A 14,795-nucleotide genomic window follows, 5' to 3' on the forward strand; every position below is an offset into this window, starting at 1 on the left:
CATGAATTTTTTGCATCTCCAGGGATAACCAACAACCAACAAAGAGCAATGACGCCGCCAAGAAAAATCAGGAAATTATATAAGCGAAAAGTTTTTCTCATTTTTTTTTCGAGAATTATAGTTCATCTTGATGGTAAACCACTTTTATTATCATCGCAATCAGGATTAAAACAATGCGGTAAGCGTTCCCCGGCCAACCCCGCCAGCAGGTTTTCACAGGCGATCTCTGCCATGCGTCTGCGTGCTCCAATTGTTGCCGAACCGATATGCGGCACGATCAAGCAATTTTCCAATTCAAAAAGCGGATGTGTTGCTGGCAAAGGTTCGGGGTCAGTTACATCCAGCGCAGCAGCCGAAATCCAACCCTCCGTCAGAGCGTGTACCAACGCAACGCTATCCACAACAGGGCCACGGGCCGCATTGATCAGGATTGCGCTGGGTTTCATCATCTTCAATGCGGATGCATCCATTAACCCTCGTGTGGATTCATTCAGAGGGCAATGAAGGCTGACGAAGTCACTGGTTTGGAGTAACTCATCAAAGGGGATGCGCAGCGCGCTATAAGCTGCATCCAATTCTGGATATTGGGCTGGGTCGGCATAAACCAAACGGAGTCCAAATCCGTATGCTCGTGTTGCAACGGCGCGTCCTATCTTTCCCATTCCGACGATGCCCAGGGTTGCCCCACGTAGATCAGCTCCAAGCCACCCCGTCGGAGACCAGATTCCCCAGCGCCCCTCACGGGCATCCCTGGCAGATTCCGGTAATCGCCGGGCTGCTGAGAGCAAGATTGCCATCGTCAGATCGGCAGTCGCATCTGTCAAAACGCTCGGCGTATGCCCAACGGGAATACCGCGCACAGTACAGTAGGGGATGTCGATATTATCGACGCCGACAGCCATATTACTGACCACACGCAGCTTTGGAGCAAGATCGAGTAACCTCCCATCCATCCGAGCTGTGAGTAGGCTCAGAATCCCCTCCGCTTCGGGAAGATATTCAAGCAATTCGGGAGAAACACCAGGAAAACCTTCAGTGCCCACCACCAAACGAACATGGCCCTCGAGGGTTACAATCCACTCCTGTGGGAGTGGGTGAGTCAGTATTACAAGCGGATCAATCATTTCTTTCAATCTCCAGATCAAAGATACATTAAAAGGCAAAAAGAAAGGTCAGGTCATTCACATTCGTCCCTGTTGGACCAATTTTCAACAAATCGCCGAGGGCATCGAAAAAGGGGTAAGCATTATGATTATGCAGGTGTGCATCCAGATCCAGGCCGAGTAACTGCGCTCTTGCGAGAGTATCCCCGGTTACAACTGCCCCTGCCGCGTCGGTGGGACCGTCTTCCCCGTCGGTGGCAAGGGTGACAAGCATCACGTCGGGGATACCTGCCAAACCAGCGACCGCTGACAACGCAACTTCCTGATTTCGCCCTCCAAGCCCATTTGTGTTACCAAGGGATACGGTTGTTTCTCCGCCTGCAATCAAGCAAATTGGACGATTTTTATTATTGGCCAGTTTAGTGGCTAACTCTTGCCCAACCTGGGCGGCCTCGCCTTGAAGGGAGGTCGTCATGATCTGTGCATCAAAGCCCTCTCGCAAGGCCTGCGCTTGTGCGGCCTGAGCGGAAATGAGATTGCTGCCGATAATATGAACCACTCCTCTTGATAAGAGGCCTCCCCGTTCAGTTCCATCTTCTTTTTGTAGAATTTCAATAATTGTGGAAGGCGTTTGCGAAAATATATTATATTTCTTTATCACATTCAGGGCATCAGATCGGGTAGTGGGGTTGGGAACGGTGGGACCAGAGGCAATTGCTTCAAGGGGAGAATTTATTACATCGGAAAGAAGCAGGCTGATCATCTGCGCGGGGAAGGTAGCCCGAGCCAACCCGCCGCCCTTTACGCGGTCGAGGGCACGACGCAGGGTGTTAATTTCATCAATTCGGGCAGCACATGCCAGCAGAAGGGAGGTAAGCTTTTCCATGTCTTTCAAGGATACGCCTGTTACAGGGGATGTCATCAAAGCTGAGCCACCTCCTGAAATCAGAAAAATGACCAGATCGCTCGCTGTAGTTTTTTTCAGTAAAGCAAGGATCATTTCTCCCGCTCTCAAACTGCGCTCATTGGGGAGGGGGTGTGATGATTCTAAAAATGCCAAATTTTCCGGCAGGGAGACTGCAGGCAAATATTTGGCAACGACAATGCCCTCATGCGGATTTTTCCCCAACAATTCTGAAACCGCAACTGCCATTGAGATAGCGGCTTTACCTACAGAGACGAGATAAACCGCCGAAAATTCATTCAATGGGTATTCCCGCTCATTAACCCACAGCAAATTCCCATCCCGGGTGAGGCATCGTCGCACTGCGTCCGCAGGGTTTGCAGCACTAATGGAAGCGTCTAAAATCCGTTTTACCGCATTTGCATTCGGTTCTCTCTGAAGGCTGGCCATATTGAAATAATCTTTCCAACTCATGATCTGGATGATAGCATTGAATTAATTGCCTGACAATAAACACTAATATATTTAGACTTGATTTTTACGAGCGCGGCTTCTATAATAGGGTAACCTTACCCGTGGAGTTTTATTGAAAATGAAAATAGACCAACTGGAAAGACGTCTCCAATCCCTCATTGAGGTGCATTTACTCAATTATTTGCCCTTCAAAAAAGAAGATGGCCTGGTAGCACAACAATTGGCAGCGGAAATAGAAAACAATATTAAAGAATTTGGGGATACTACAAATCTCCCAAATCTTTATACGATTTCCGGACACCCAGATTTGATTTGGGAGTGGCAGGACGATTCACGATTGATTGAAAAACTTGAGCGTGTGATCAATATTATTTCAACTGAATCTGCTTTGAAATTTGCCGAACCGCTCAACTTTTCACTTTCACCTGACCCTGAGCTTGGGGTTGACGAGGTAAAAATTTTTGCATCCCATAGTGAGAATGTGATTGCTGCAACCCAGGGGATGAATTCGCAGAAAACTGAAAAGGATGCAGATCTTTCAACTGAAGAAGTTCCAAAAAATGCTTTTTTGATAATTCATGGAACAAAAATTTTTCCTCTTTATAAAACTGTAGTGAATATTGGCCGTCGGATTGAAAATGATCTGATTCTTGATGACCCACGCGTATCCCGGGATCACGCCCAATTGCGTGTCATTAATGGCAGTTTTGTTATTTTTGATCTCAACTCCACTGGTGGGACTTATGTAAACAGCCAGCGTACACATCAATCTACTCTTTATGCCGGTGATGTGATCTCATTGTCTGGCGTTCCGTTGATCTTTGGGCAAGATATCCCTCCTCGTCGTACTGACCAGGATAAAACCGAGCCTCTGGCTGGGCCATATAATTCGCGTCACACAGTTTTTATGCACGATAAAACCATTGACGATTATGATAAGAAAAGATAAATGAGCGGCCCCATTTTGCTGGTTTTGCGTATTGGCATGACTCTCAGCTTATATTTTTTTATGGGCTGGGTGTTTTTGTTATTATGGCGAAATTTCAAATTGCAAAGTGAGTTGTTAGCCATACGTAAAACGCCGCCTCTTACGATCACGTTTATGAGTCATGAAGCAAAATTACAAAGCAAACATTTTCGAGTCCCAGAAATCACATTGGGACGCGACCCACATAGTGATATCTATCTTGAAAATGAGACGGTATCCGCGCATCATGCTCGCCTTAATTATCATCATGGACAATGGTGGCTGGAAGATTTACAGTCTACAAATGGGACAACCCTTAATGGCGAAGAGGTAAGGACTCCCACCATAGTAATTGGTAATGATGAGATTTATTGTGGCAAAGTTCAACTTAAACTACAGTTTTCGGTAGATGAATTGTCGCCAAATACGCTACAAATGTAAACATCGTCAAGACTTTATTTCTGGTAATCTGGCAATCCGAAAACGGAGAATTTTATGACAGACGCAATTTCATTGGCAATTATCGGTGGTTCTGGTTTATATTCGATGCAGGGTCTTGAAAGTACTGAAGAACGAACGATTTCTACACCTTTTGGAGAGCCAAGTGCGCCTATCATTGTAGGACTACTGGAAGGACAGCGTGTCGCATTTTTAGCAAGACATGGAATTGGCCATCATATTAATCCAAGTGAAATCAACTACCGTGCAAATATATATGCTTTAAAATCTCTTGGCGTTGAGAAAATTGTTAGTATTAGCGCATGCGGCTCATTACGTGAAGATTACGCGCCTGGCGAAATTGTAGTCCCGGATCAGCTTTTTGATATGACTCGCGATCGTAAGAGGACTTTTTTTGAAAATGGTCTGGTTTCTCATATTAGCGTTGCGGATCCATTTTGTCCTGATCTTTCCGCTCAAATCATGAAAACTGTTCGGGATACGGGAGCAACCGTCCACAAGGGCGGATCATTCATCACCATCGAGGGGCCACGCTTTTCAACCCGCGCCGAATCGAATACTTTTCGCTCGTGGGGGATGTCCATTATTGGGATGACAGCCTCTCCCGAAGCTTTCCTTGCTCGCGAGGCCGAGATATGTTATGGCGTGATGGCGCATGTTACCGATTATGATGTTTGGCATCTAAGCGAGGCCCCAGTGACGCTTGAGATCGTCATCAAAACTTTGATGAAAAATACCGAAGTTGCACAGGAAGCGGTTCGGAATTTGGCACGAGAATATTCAGCAAAAAGGGAATGCACTTGTGGAAATGCCCTCGCTGATGCACTGATTACCCAGCCTCGCGTGATTCTCTCGGAAACACGGGAGAGACTTGATTTGCTGGTAAAGAAATATTTGAAATAATTAATGAAGCACCAAAAGTATTAATTTCACGAGAACAAACTGAAATCAGACTTGATAGGCTCCATCCACGTCGGTACGCCAATTAAGGTCAGACGAATTTCCTTTCCCCCTACCCTCGACAATAAATTTAGTTTATAATAGAAGTTGTCTGACAACTTCGGATGGGGAAGCACGCTTAATTTACCACCATCCTTTATTCCCAGGAGATTCCAAATGGCTAAAATTGATTTGACTGTAATGAAAGACCGTCGTGAACGAGCTGTGCAGAGAATGCGAGAGCGCAATATCATTATCCCGACTTTTGCACAGATGAAAAACCCTGCATTGATTCCCGATAAGATCAAAGAAGAATTGAAGGGCGTTGGTTTATGGGATATTAATCCTTTGAACATGTTTCGAATCAATTGGCATAATGAGCCTGTAGCAAGTGGCGGACAGTTCGGTGGTGTCAATTATCTTGAATTGCCCAGTGAGTTGACCGGCGTAGATGCACGCATCGTCGTTTTGATCGGCAAATGGTTCCCGACTGGAGCCCATAAAGTTGGGGCGGCTTATGGATGTTTGGTTCCCCGCCTGGTCACCGGTCAGTTTGATCCGACCACCCAGAAAGCCGTATGGCCATCCACCGGTAATTACTGCCGGGGTGGTGCCTATGATTCAGCCCTGATGGCTTGCGAATCTATCGCTATTTTGCCCGAAGAAATGTCTAAGGAACGCTTTGAATGGCTGGAAAATGTTGCCGGTGAGACGATCAAGACCCCCGGTAGCGAGTCGAACGTCAAAGAGATTTTCGACAAATGCTGGGAATTGCGCAACTCCGGCGAAGATCTGATGATCTTTAATCAATTTGATGAGTTTGGCAATTATCTCTGGCATTATGAAGTAACTGGTCATGCAATGGAAGAAATTCTCAAGGATGTGATGGGACCGAACGACACCTATCGTGGCATGGCATCTGCCACAGGTTCTGCAGGAACTATTGCCAGTGGCGATTATCTGAAACAACTCTTCCCCGAAAGCGTCATCGTTGCCAGTGAAGCCCTCCAATGCCCGACCCTGCTCGAAAATGGCTACGGTTCACATCGCATTGAAGGTATTGGAGATAAACACGTCCCATGGATTCACAACTCGAAGAATACAGATATGATTGTTGCAATCGACGACAATGCTGTCGTAAATATCAGCCGCCTCTTTAACGAAAAAGAAGGCCAAAAATATCTTGCCAAGCAGGGTGTTTCCTCAGAAATAATTTCCCAGCTTGACTTGCTGGGTTTCTCTGGTATCTCAAATGTTCTTTCTGCGATCAAGGCAGCGAAATATTACGAAATGGGCGAGAACGATATAATGCTCACCGTCCTGACCGACTCGATGGAACTTTACCAATCTCGTCTGGAAGAGATGCATGACGAATTTGGTGAATATACTGAGGCCAATGCCGCCGCCGATTTTGCCCGCTGGTTGCACGGACAAAGCACTGACAACCTCGAGGAATTGCGCTACACAGATCGCCGCCGCATCCACCAGCTCAAGTATTTCACCTGGGTTGAACAGCAGGGTAAAACCTACGATGAAATTCAGGATCAGTGGTACGGCAAAGATTATTTCACGGGTATCCAGGAACAAGCTGATGAAATCGACGCCCTTGTCGAAGAATTTAACAAAGATGTTGGCTTGCTCTAAGTTCTGACCAACGAAACTTCCGGAGTTTATAAAATTTCGGAAGTTTTTTCTTTAAATACGATAGAATAAGACAATGCTCTCTCCTACGGATTTAATCCTCGTCTGTGTAATGCCATCTCCTCGTGATATGGAACTCGCCCGCCTTTTAGGCTGGTATCGGATCCCCTTTAGGACTGCGCCCAAGGTTGTATCTGTAGATTACCTGGCCTTTTATCAACCCTCGGCTTTTGGTTCTCGTGGTGGAAAAATTGAATTTATTGCCCCTGTGTATGGACATGAACTCGCCACCCGCGCAGAAATTCTCCGAGATGAAGCAGATCACCCCCGCGCCCAGGAAGAATATTTCAAAATTCAGCTGGGTGCTTTAGAGAAACTGCCCAATTCGGTTATGGCGAAAAAGTGGAAACGATTAACTTTTCTTTATACAACCGGTGAATACCTCTTGAACGCCGAAACCTTGAATGATCTGGTTGTAAAAAATGATGAGCGAAAACTGCTATGGAAATCCCTCCGGGAGCGGGCTGAAAGTGAGCAATTATACAAAACGGATCTCCCGGATGTGGAACTTGATCCAACTGTTTTGATGGCTTTATTAGGAATTAATAAATTTGAAGAGTCTGATGATGAATAATATCTACAGGGTTTAGCCGGAGAAAAGAGCTCATGAAAGAAGAAAATAATACTCCTGATCATTCTCATGAACCTGTCTGGACCTATCGCGGATACGAGCTCCATGCCGGAGAATTCAATACAGCGATGGTGCATCTTTTTCGTGCCGAGGTAAATCGGACAAATGTTTGGCGGCAGCGGCTGGATGCAACTACGAATTGGGCGGTCATTTCTACAGGTGCAGTCATATCATTGGCATTTACACAAAGCATCAGCCATATTGTGGTTCTGATGAACCTTTTACTTGTTACGGTCTTCTTGATTATTGAAGCGCGTCGTTATCGATATTATGAGCTCTGGTCTTCTCGCGTACGCATGATGGAGACAGATTTTTTTGCTGCCATGCTGGTGCCACCATTCAAGCCCTCCTCTGATTGGGCTGAAGGCATGGCTGAGAGTCTGCTCCACCCTGTATTTCCAATTTCTGAGCTGGAAGCGCTGGGACGTAGACTCCGCCGCAATTATCTCTGGATTTACCTCATCGTTGGTACCGCCTGGCTTGCCAAACTGAGTTTATTTCCTAAACCTATTCATTCAGTGGCCGAAATTTTCCAGAACGCAGGGGCTGGCGGATTAAATGGACAACTGATTATTTTAATTGTCTCAATTTTTTATGTTCTAATGTTTTTACTGACCTTTTTGACAGTTGGATTAAGGCGCGCCTCAGGAGAAGTGCATGTTCGATATGGTTTTGGGGAATTTGATCTTGAAAAATCATTTAGCAAAAGCAAAGGTAGGGCCTGGTTCAAAAATCCGCGCCGCCGCCAACAGCTCCTAACCCTCATCATTACAGGTAAACCAGACGAAGTTAGCGAACGGATAATGGAAGATATGCATCGGGGCGCAACAGAGATTTCTGGAAGAGGTGCATTTACTCACGAGAAACGTGCGGTGCTAATGGTTGCTCTAACAATCACGGAAGTTCCACAGTTGAAGGCGTTGGTTGCAGATGTTGCCCCACAAGCTTTTGTTGTTGTTATCCCAGCCAAGAGTGTTTTTGGTAGTGGATTTATGCCATTGGAGGATGAATAATGTCTTTATTGATCCAAAACGGAACCCTGATTACCGCTTCAGATACTTTTCAGGCGGATATATTGATCGAGGGAGAAAAGATCGTGGCGATTGGAAATAATCTCCATGCTCCGAATGCAGAGCGGATTGACGCGACCGGGAAATTGCTCCTCCCTGGAGGCGTGGATCCGCACACACATTTTGATCTCCCCATGTTCGGGACGGTTTCTTCCGATGACCACTACACAGGCCACAAGGCTGCTGCTTATGGCGGTACGACCACTGTGATCGACTTTGTCAACCAGGACTTTGACTCCCTCAGGCAATGTGTGGATGCCTGGCATGCCAAAGCAGATCATAAAGCTGCAATCGATTATTCCTTCCACATGAATATGGTCCGTTTCAATGAGGACGTGGGGAAACAACTTCCTGAGCTGCTGGACGAGGGCATCACTACGTTAAAAATCTTTACTGCCTATAATGGTGTTTTACGCATTGACGATGGTAGCATTTTCACCCTCTTACAAACTGCGGCCGAGTTTGGGATGTTAACCTTGCTCCATGCAGAGAATGGGGATGTGATCGAAAAATTGGTTGCAGATGCGCTGGAGGCGGGGCATACCTCTACGGAATGGCACGCTTTAACGAGGCCAAGCTGGGGTGCAGGAGAAGCCATTTTAAGGGTAGCAGGGATGGCCCAGGCAGCGGAGGCGTCGCTTTATATCGTCCATATGAATACGGCTATTGGCGTGGATATGCTCGAATATTCCCGAGAGCGGGATATCAGGATCATGGGAGAGACTTGCCCGCAATATCTCTTTTTCACCATTGACGATATGCGCCGACCAGATGGGGCGAAGTGGGTTTGCTCTCCACCAATGCGTACAAAAGCGGATAATGCCCGGCTCTGGCAGGCAGTTGCAGATGGAGCCATGCAGACAATTGGAACCGATCATTGTCCCGTTTTCTACGATGGAACGCAGCCAATAATCTACGAAGGTCAGGAAATTGCGATTCCGGGCAAGGAACTGGGCGTGGATGATTTTACGAAGATACCAAACGGTTTGCCGGGTGTGGGGGACCGGATGCCGGTGATGTGGACTGAGGGAGTGGTTAAGGGGAGAATTACGGCCAATCAATTTGTTGCATTGAATTGTACAAATCCCGCCAAGATATTTGGGATGTATCCTCGTAAAGGGACAATACTACCCGGTTCGGATGCGGATATTGTGATCTGGGATCCTGATCGAAAGGTTAATTATGGTGTGGCGATGTCGCACCAGCGCACCGATTATAACCTTTTCGAAGGCTGGGATTTGGTCGGCTACCCGGAGAAAGTATTTTTACGCGGTCAATTGATCGTGGATGGTGACGAATGGCTGGGCAAGCCGGGTGGGGGCCAGTTCGTGAAGAGAATGCCGGATGCTCAAGTTTTATAAGATCTAGGGATTAAAATTGTCAAAACTAGTTACAGATGCGGTTGTTGTGCATTGCATTGATTACCGGTTTCAAAAATATTTGGATCATTGGCTGGCGAAGCATTTTGGATATAATAATTACGACCGTGTCACATTAGCGGGGAGTGTATTTGATTTTAATTCTGTAGTGAAATAGGTGGAAATTTCAAATAGATTACATAATTTCAAAAAAGTAATTCTCATCAGCCATGAAGTTGGAGGGATTATTTCCTCATTTGGGTGTGGGAATTTACTATTTGCATTTGGGTGAGAAGTTTGCGAAACCCTCTCGTACATAGGATTAAAATTCAAAGAAATGCATAATAGTTTGTTGACTTTATGCCCTGCTTGCTTTTAATTAGCCAATATCTCGGCCAGCCTCGCATGTTCCGCATAAAATCCTCTGTTTTTCTCTGGCAGCATGGCAGCGATCCGACACATAATCTCATCTGTATATTCTTTTAACACTTCATCGCGATTTTCTTTTGGCAGTGGGGGCAAGGTAAACGCCTCTCCAATGGTAACGGTAACCTTTGTGCGTTTTAGCCGTTTCAGGTTTCCAAATAAAATCCGATCTTCTGTCCCTGCCAATGCGACCGGAATGATCGGGAATTTTGCTTTTGACGCCAGGTAACTGACACCGGGTTTTGCTTCCACCATTTTTTCGTTGCGGCTGCGTGTCCCCTCAGGTGCGATCACGAGAACCTGCCCCTCAGCCATGCGGCGCAAAATTTGCCTCAACGCGTGGATGTCCGAGTTGAATCGATCGATGAAGATAATGTTCAGATGCTTCCCCAGCCAGCGTAAAAACGTATACTCCCCCCATTTTTCAGCGATCGGAATGAAGAAATCCCAGCGATTGAGAATATAATAGGCCAAGGTGGCATCGATGAAACCAAGATGGTTAGTTGCAAAGGCGTAGCTCCCTGATTTTGGGAGCTTTTCTTTATTAACAACTTTAACTTGAGCAACCAGAGTGACAAAAAAGCGAATGAGAGATCGAAGAATATATTTAGTCATAATCCAATTGTATGTCTGTTTTTATCAATTGACAACATCCTTAGTATTTTTTGGAAATGCGATCAAGGAAATACGAAACTTCTAAAATAATCTTGTTTGTTCAAAACAATATTGACTTGGTATTTTATATCGCAATGATTTTCAGTAGGGCCATTATTACTGTGGTTTGGTCTGGCAGTAATGTCATTTATCGCCGTTGATGCCAGGTTTTCTTTCTTCGATATTCTTTTTAAAAGGTTCCTCTGGCTATATCCGCTCTTTGTAATTGTTGCAGAGGTGATCTCCCGGAAAACTTATCAGCGATCAGAAAATTGGAAGATGGTCATCTGGTCCACATTTACATTCTTACCCGTTATCCTAATATACGGGGTTGTTTTTTAATAAACAAAAAATAATATGCCCCCAAATGGGGGGCATATTCTCATCAATCTCTATTGCTTTCGTGGGGTGGTGGTCTACTTGTCTATTGGTTTATTCGTTCCATATAAATTTACTACTATGTTGAAAATTTCAAGATCTTCGGGTTCCATCTCAAGAACATGGAAACCAACATTATAAACCAGGGGATCAGTTGGATCAGTCCTACACCATTTACTGCGTGCCAAAAATGTTATAAAAGGCTTGTCGGTGACATCTTCTGTTAATGCCAGATTAAAATTACATTCTTGGCCAACTGGGATTTGTTTGTCACTATCCAACAAAAACCCACCAGTACTAATATCTGCCAAATGCCCAACAAGCTGACTTGTGGTTGCATCAGTCAACTGCATATAATAAGGAAAATCTTTGCGATTTTCGTTTCTTTTCTCACTCATAACAAATCTCCTTGTCTATCGCAAGTATAGTAGAGATCAAAGCTGAGTGTCAAGACATTTACCTAGAAATTTTATAGGTTAAGTGTCATGGTGATTGCATCAGAGCTCCCGATATGGTGGCCAAACCATTTTTTGGTCTTCCATAAATAAAAATGTTCAACCAGGTCAACACTGACCTTTCGCCGATTATTATTTTTATTATGTTGTTACTAATCATAAAAATCCTTAAATAATAAGCCACCTAAATGGGGGAAATAACTTACCTGCTTCTGCTGCTTCCGCGCGGTGGTGGTGCATTTCTTTTTGGTTTATTCTTTCCATATAATTGGACAACCCGAATGAAAATATCAAGATCACCAGGATGAATATCAACTATATGAAAACCAACATTAAAAACAAAAGGGTCAATTGGATCTGCATGACACCATTTACTGCGTGCCTGAAAAACCATGAATTGCTTATCGGAAATATCTTTTGTCAAATTTAGACGCAAACTGAAATTTTGGTCTGCTGGTATTGGTTTATCGCAGTCGAGTTTAAAACCACCTGAGCTAATATCTGCCAAATGTCCGACCGGAGTTTGCGTAGCGGCGTCCGTTAGCTGCATGTAATAGGAAAAATCCCTGCGATTTTCGCTTCTTTTTTCGCTCATCTCTATTCTCCATTTAAAGGTTCACTCAGTATAGAAGGAAACAAAGTGGGGTGTCAAGGATTTTAGCTAGATAATTTGTATGATATGCGTCAGGATGCTTGCACCAGAGCCACCAATATTTTGGGTCATGCCAATTTTTGCAGCAGCCACTTGAGTTTCGCCACATTCGCCGCGTAATTGCTGGACGGTTTCGACTATCTGATAGATTCCGGTTGCACCGACAGGATGACCGCGTGCCTTTAACCCACCGCGTGTGCAGATCGGGATACGCCCCCCTTTTGGCGTGATCTCGTTATCAAGCCCGAGTCTTGGCCCCTGGCCTCGTTCTGCAAATCCGCAGGCCTCCAGCGAGAGCGCAGACATGATTGAAAAAGCATCGTGCAATTCGAAAAAATCTATCTGCTGGGGGGTGATATTTGCCTCGGAATAAGCACGTTGTGCTGAAAGGTAAGCTGCCTGTAAAAAGAGCGGCGCCTTCCGGGAGTGAACGCTAATCGTATCGGTAGCTGCCCCGGATCCCGTGATTTGCACCGCCCCTTTGTTATCGCGCACATTCTCCAGGGGTACGATCAATACCGCAGCTGCCCCATCGCCAATTGGCGAAGCATCCATTAGATTAATTGGTGTGGCGACCATGTGTGCATTGTTGAATTGATCTAATGTGATTGGATAGGGCAGCCGCGCATTTGGGTTATGGGTTGCATTGGCGTGGGCATTAAGTGAAAAGGGCGCAAAATCTTCATGCTTCCAGCCGTATTCGTGCATATAGCGACGCATGATGAGCGCATTTAAGCCCACGAAAGAGATGCCTTGCTCCAGTTCCCAATCTGAATCGGCGGCGGTTGCCAGAGCAGATGTGACTTCTGTGGGTGCAGCGTCGGTCATCTTTTCGACACCGACGACCATTGCGGAATCCAACTCACCTGAAGCGATGGCCATGATGCCCGCCCGAAAAGCGGCTCCACCGGAGGAGCAAGCGGATTCGATTTTGATCGATTCCCCTTTGAAGCCGATCCAGTCAGCGATCACCGCCCCAAGATTATTTTGCTGGTCTATCAGCCCGGATAGCATATTTCCGCTAAATAATGCCTCAAATTCTTCCCGACCCGCATCCTGAAGCGCGGCAAAAATTGCCTCTCCAGCCAAATCCCGAATGGTGCGGTTCCAATGTTCATCAACTTTTGTTTGGCCAATGCCAATGATTGCGACTTTGCGCATTTAAAATCCTCTAAATATTTATATTATTGGTGTAATTGTAACCGAGTGCCCTCTCAGGTTCTATCAAAGATATTTGTTTATAACTGGGAATCTACCGTTATATAAAGCTTCCAGATGTTTAATAAATTTCTACTTGACTTTTGTTCAAAAAACGCTACAATAAAAACGAACGTTCGTTCACTTATTTTGGTGAAACCATGCCAGAAATACCTCTTTCCAAAGGAAAGCGTACAAGACTAGCAATAGAAGAAACTGCTTATAAGCTCTTCCTTGAGCAGGGGTATTCAGCAACATCCATGCGCCAGATTTCGGAAGAAGCTGGCGTTGCTTTGGGCGGGATTTACAATCATTTCAAAGGTAAAGACGAAATATTCCAGGAACTGATTATTGACCAGCATCCGTATATAAAAATATTACCGATCATTCAAGATGCTCCCGGAGATAACATAGATGAATTTATTCGAAATTCAGCGCGAGGTATTCAGGAAGAATTGGGACGCCATCCTGATTTCATCAAGTTGATGTTCATCGAAATTGTGGAATTCAATGGAAAGCACTTCCAAAAATTATATGAATCTATTTTCCCTAAGACTTTACCTATATTGCAGCGTTTTTTATCTTCCGATAGCGGCGTGCGAGAAATGCCCCTGCCTCAGCTGATACGTCTATTCGTTGGTTCAATTATGTCATTTTACATCACTGAATTCTTGATGACCAACCCGGAGTTACCGGCTGAATTGCGAGAGATGAGTCTTGAAACCTATATGGAATATTTTTTGTATGGCATTTTAGAAAGGAATCAGTGAACAATGTTTGAAAAACAAGGTTGGCATTATTTTATTCTTATTCTCTTGCTGGCAGGGGTAACCATGCTGGCACGTGGTGATGTATTGATCGGTGAATTATGGGGAATCAGCACTCAGACCTGGCTCTGGATTGCGATCGCTATCCCTATTATCCATCAAATAATTGTATGGCTCTTCTGGCGTCTGGAGCTACATCATGGGTTGATCACACGTTGGTTTGGTGAAAAAGGATTCCCTATCTATAAAGTTGTCTTTACGATATTCTTCGCCGGTCGACCGGTCTCCCTAATTTTAGTAGGTCTGGCAAATTACAAAACGCTGGCACTAGATCCAATCCTGGCATATCTGATTGCTGGATTACTGATTTTGCCCTTCGTCTACAGTATGTATTCCGTTGTGAAATACTTTGGAATAAACCGCGCCTATGGTATTGATCATTTTGATCCTTCCTATCGAAACAAGCTATTTGTCAAACAGGGAATGTTCAAATATACAGATAATGCCATGTACAAATTTGGCTTTCTGATTTTGTGGGCGATTGCTTTGGCAACCTTGTCAAAGGCTGCATTAGTGGCAGTAGCATTCAATCATCTATATATCTGGGTGCATTTCTATTGTACCGAATTGCCCGATATTCGCCGTATTTACGGGGAGCCA

Annotated in this window: 16 protein-coding genes; 10 read left to right on the top strand and 6 right to left on the bottom strand. The window is 45.1% G+C overall.

Going from position 1 to position 14,795, the window contains the following annotated elements; genetic code table 11:
• Window positions 1-122: 122 nt before the first annotated feature.
• Together AC3DOM_RS08590 and AC3DOM_RS08595 are read right to left on the bottom strand one after the other, a co-directional pair.
• Window positions 123-1,124 carry a 2-hydroxyacid dehydrogenase gene (locus tag AC3DOM_RS08590; RefSeq protein ID WP_487918631.1) on the bottom strand — a complete coding sequence of 334 codons (1,002 nt, stop codon included), beginning with the start codon at window positions 1,122-1,124 and terminating at the stop codon, window positions 123-125.
• 28 nt (window positions 1,125-1,152) lie between these two features.
• Window positions 1,153-2,481: a glycerate kinase type-2 family protein gene (locus AC3DOM_RS08595; RefSeq protein WP_487918632.1), complete on the bottom strand. Its 1,329-nt coding sequence runs from the start codon at window positions 2,479-2,481 to the stop codon at window positions 1,153-1,155.
• A gap of 118 nt (window positions 2,482-2,599) precedes the next feature.
• On the opposite strand from AC3DOM_RS08595, the gene AC3DOM_RS08600 reads away from it, so the two are divergent.
• The 8 genes from AC3DOM_RS08600 to AC3DOM_RS08635 all read left to right on the top strand — a co-directional run bounded on the left by AC3DOM_RS08600 (window position 2,600) and on the right by AC3DOM_RS08635 (window position 9,784).
• The gene (locus AC3DOM_RS08600; protein ID WP_487918633.1) at window positions 2,600-3,430 is read left to right on the top strand and encodes an FHA domain-containing protein; all 831 of its coding nucleotides are present in this window, start codon (window positions 2,600-2,602) and stop codon (window positions 3,428-3,430) included.
• Entirely contained in the window at window positions 3,431-3,889 is a 459-nt protein-coding gene (locus tag AC3DOM_RS08605) for an FHA domain-containing protein (protein ID WP_487918634.1), read from the top strand.
• Between the two features lie 54 nt (window positions 3,890-3,943).
• Window positions 3,944-4,810 (top strand): S-methyl-5'-thioadenosine phosphorylase, encoded by an 867-nt coding sequence (gene mtnP, locus AC3DOM_RS08610; protein ID WP_487918635.1) that lies wholly within the window; start codon window positions 3,944-3,946, stop codon window positions 4,808-4,810.
• A 213-nt stretch (window positions 4,811-5,023) separates the two neighbouring features.
• Window positions 5,024-6,490 (top strand): pyridoxal-phosphate dependent enzyme, encoded by a 1,467-nt coding sequence (locus AC3DOM_RS08615; protein WP_487918636.1) that lies wholly within the window; start codon window positions 5,024-5,026, stop codon window positions 6,488-6,490.
• Between the two features lie 73 nt (window positions 6,491-6,563).
• Window positions 6,564-7,121, top strand: coding sequence for a hypothetical protein (locus AC3DOM_RS08620; protein ID WP_487918637.1), 558 nt, complete (start codon window positions 6,564-6,566; stop codon window positions 7,119-7,121).
• A 32-nt stretch (window positions 7,122-7,153) separates the two neighbouring features.
• Window positions 7,154-8,191 carry a DUF2270 domain-containing protein gene (locus AC3DOM_RS08625; protein ID WP_487918638.1) on the top strand — a complete coding sequence of 346 codons (1,038 nt, stop codon included), beginning with the start codon at window positions 7,154-7,156 and terminating at the stop codon, window positions 8,189-8,191.
• Window positions 8,191-9,609: a dihydropyrimidinase gene (gene hydA, locus AC3DOM_RS08630; RefSeq protein WP_487918639.1), complete on the top strand. Its 1,419-nt coding sequence runs from the start codon at window positions 8,191-8,193 to the stop codon at window positions 9,607-9,609. The genes AC3DOM_RS08625 and hydA overlap by 1 nt, the downstream gene beginning before the upstream one ends.
• A 46-nt stretch (window positions 9,610-9,655) precedes the next feature.
• Window positions 9,656-9,784 (top strand): hypothetical protein, encoded by a 129-nt coding sequence (locus AC3DOM_RS08635; protein WP_487918646.1) that lies wholly within the window; start codon window positions 9,656-9,658, stop codon window positions 9,782-9,784.
• A gap of 197 nt (window positions 9,785-9,981) precedes the next feature.
• On the opposite strand, the gene AC3DOM_RS08640 is transcribed toward AC3DOM_RS08635, so the two are convergent.
• The 4 genes from AC3DOM_RS08640 to AC3DOM_RS08655 all read right to left on the bottom strand — a co-directional run bounded on the left by AC3DOM_RS08640 (window position 9,982) and on the right by AC3DOM_RS08655 (window position 13,332).
• Window positions 9,982-10,647: a lysophospholipid acyltransferase family protein gene (locus AC3DOM_RS08640; RefSeq protein ID WP_487918640.1), complete on the bottom strand. Its 666-nt coding sequence runs from the start codon at window positions 10,645-10,647 to the stop codon at window positions 9,982-9,984.
• 455 nt (window positions 10,648-11,102) lie between these two features.
• On the bottom strand, window positions 11,103-11,462 hold the full coding sequence (locus AC3DOM_RS08645) for a PilZ domain-containing protein (RefSeq protein ID WP_487918641.1): 360 nt from the start codon (window positions 11,460-11,462) through the stop codon (window positions 11,103-11,105).
• Between the two features lie 259 nt (window positions 11,463-11,721).
• Window positions 11,722-12,114, bottom strand: a complete 393-nt coding sequence (locus AC3DOM_RS08650) for a PilZ domain-containing protein (RefSeq protein WP_487918642.1) — start codon at window positions 12,112-12,114, stop codon at window positions 11,722-11,724.
• Window positions 12,115-12,180: 66 nt separating this feature from the next.
• The gene (locus tag AC3DOM_RS08655; RefSeq protein WP_487918643.1) at window positions 12,181-13,332 is read right to left on the bottom strand and encodes a thiolase domain-containing protein; all 1,152 of its coding nucleotides are present in this window, start codon (window positions 13,330-13,332) and stop codon (window positions 12,181-12,183) included.
• A gap of 140 nt (window positions 13,333-13,472) precedes the next feature.
• On the opposite strand from AC3DOM_RS08655, the gene AC3DOM_RS08660 reads away from it, so the two are divergent.
• Window positions 13,473-14,138 (top strand): TetR/AcrR family transcriptional regulator, encoded by a 666-nt coding sequence (locus tag AC3DOM_RS08660; RefSeq protein WP_487918644.1) that lies wholly within the window; start codon window positions 13,473-13,475, stop codon window positions 14,136-14,138.
• Between the two features lie 3 nt (window positions 14,139-14,141).
• Window positions 14,142-14,795: methyltransferase (locus AC3DOM_RS08665; RefSeq protein ID WP_487918645.1), on the top strand; the 654-nt coding region annotated here is incomplete at its 3' end.

The sequence above is a fragment of the Candidatus Desulfolinea nitratireducens genome, assembly GCF_982879505.1.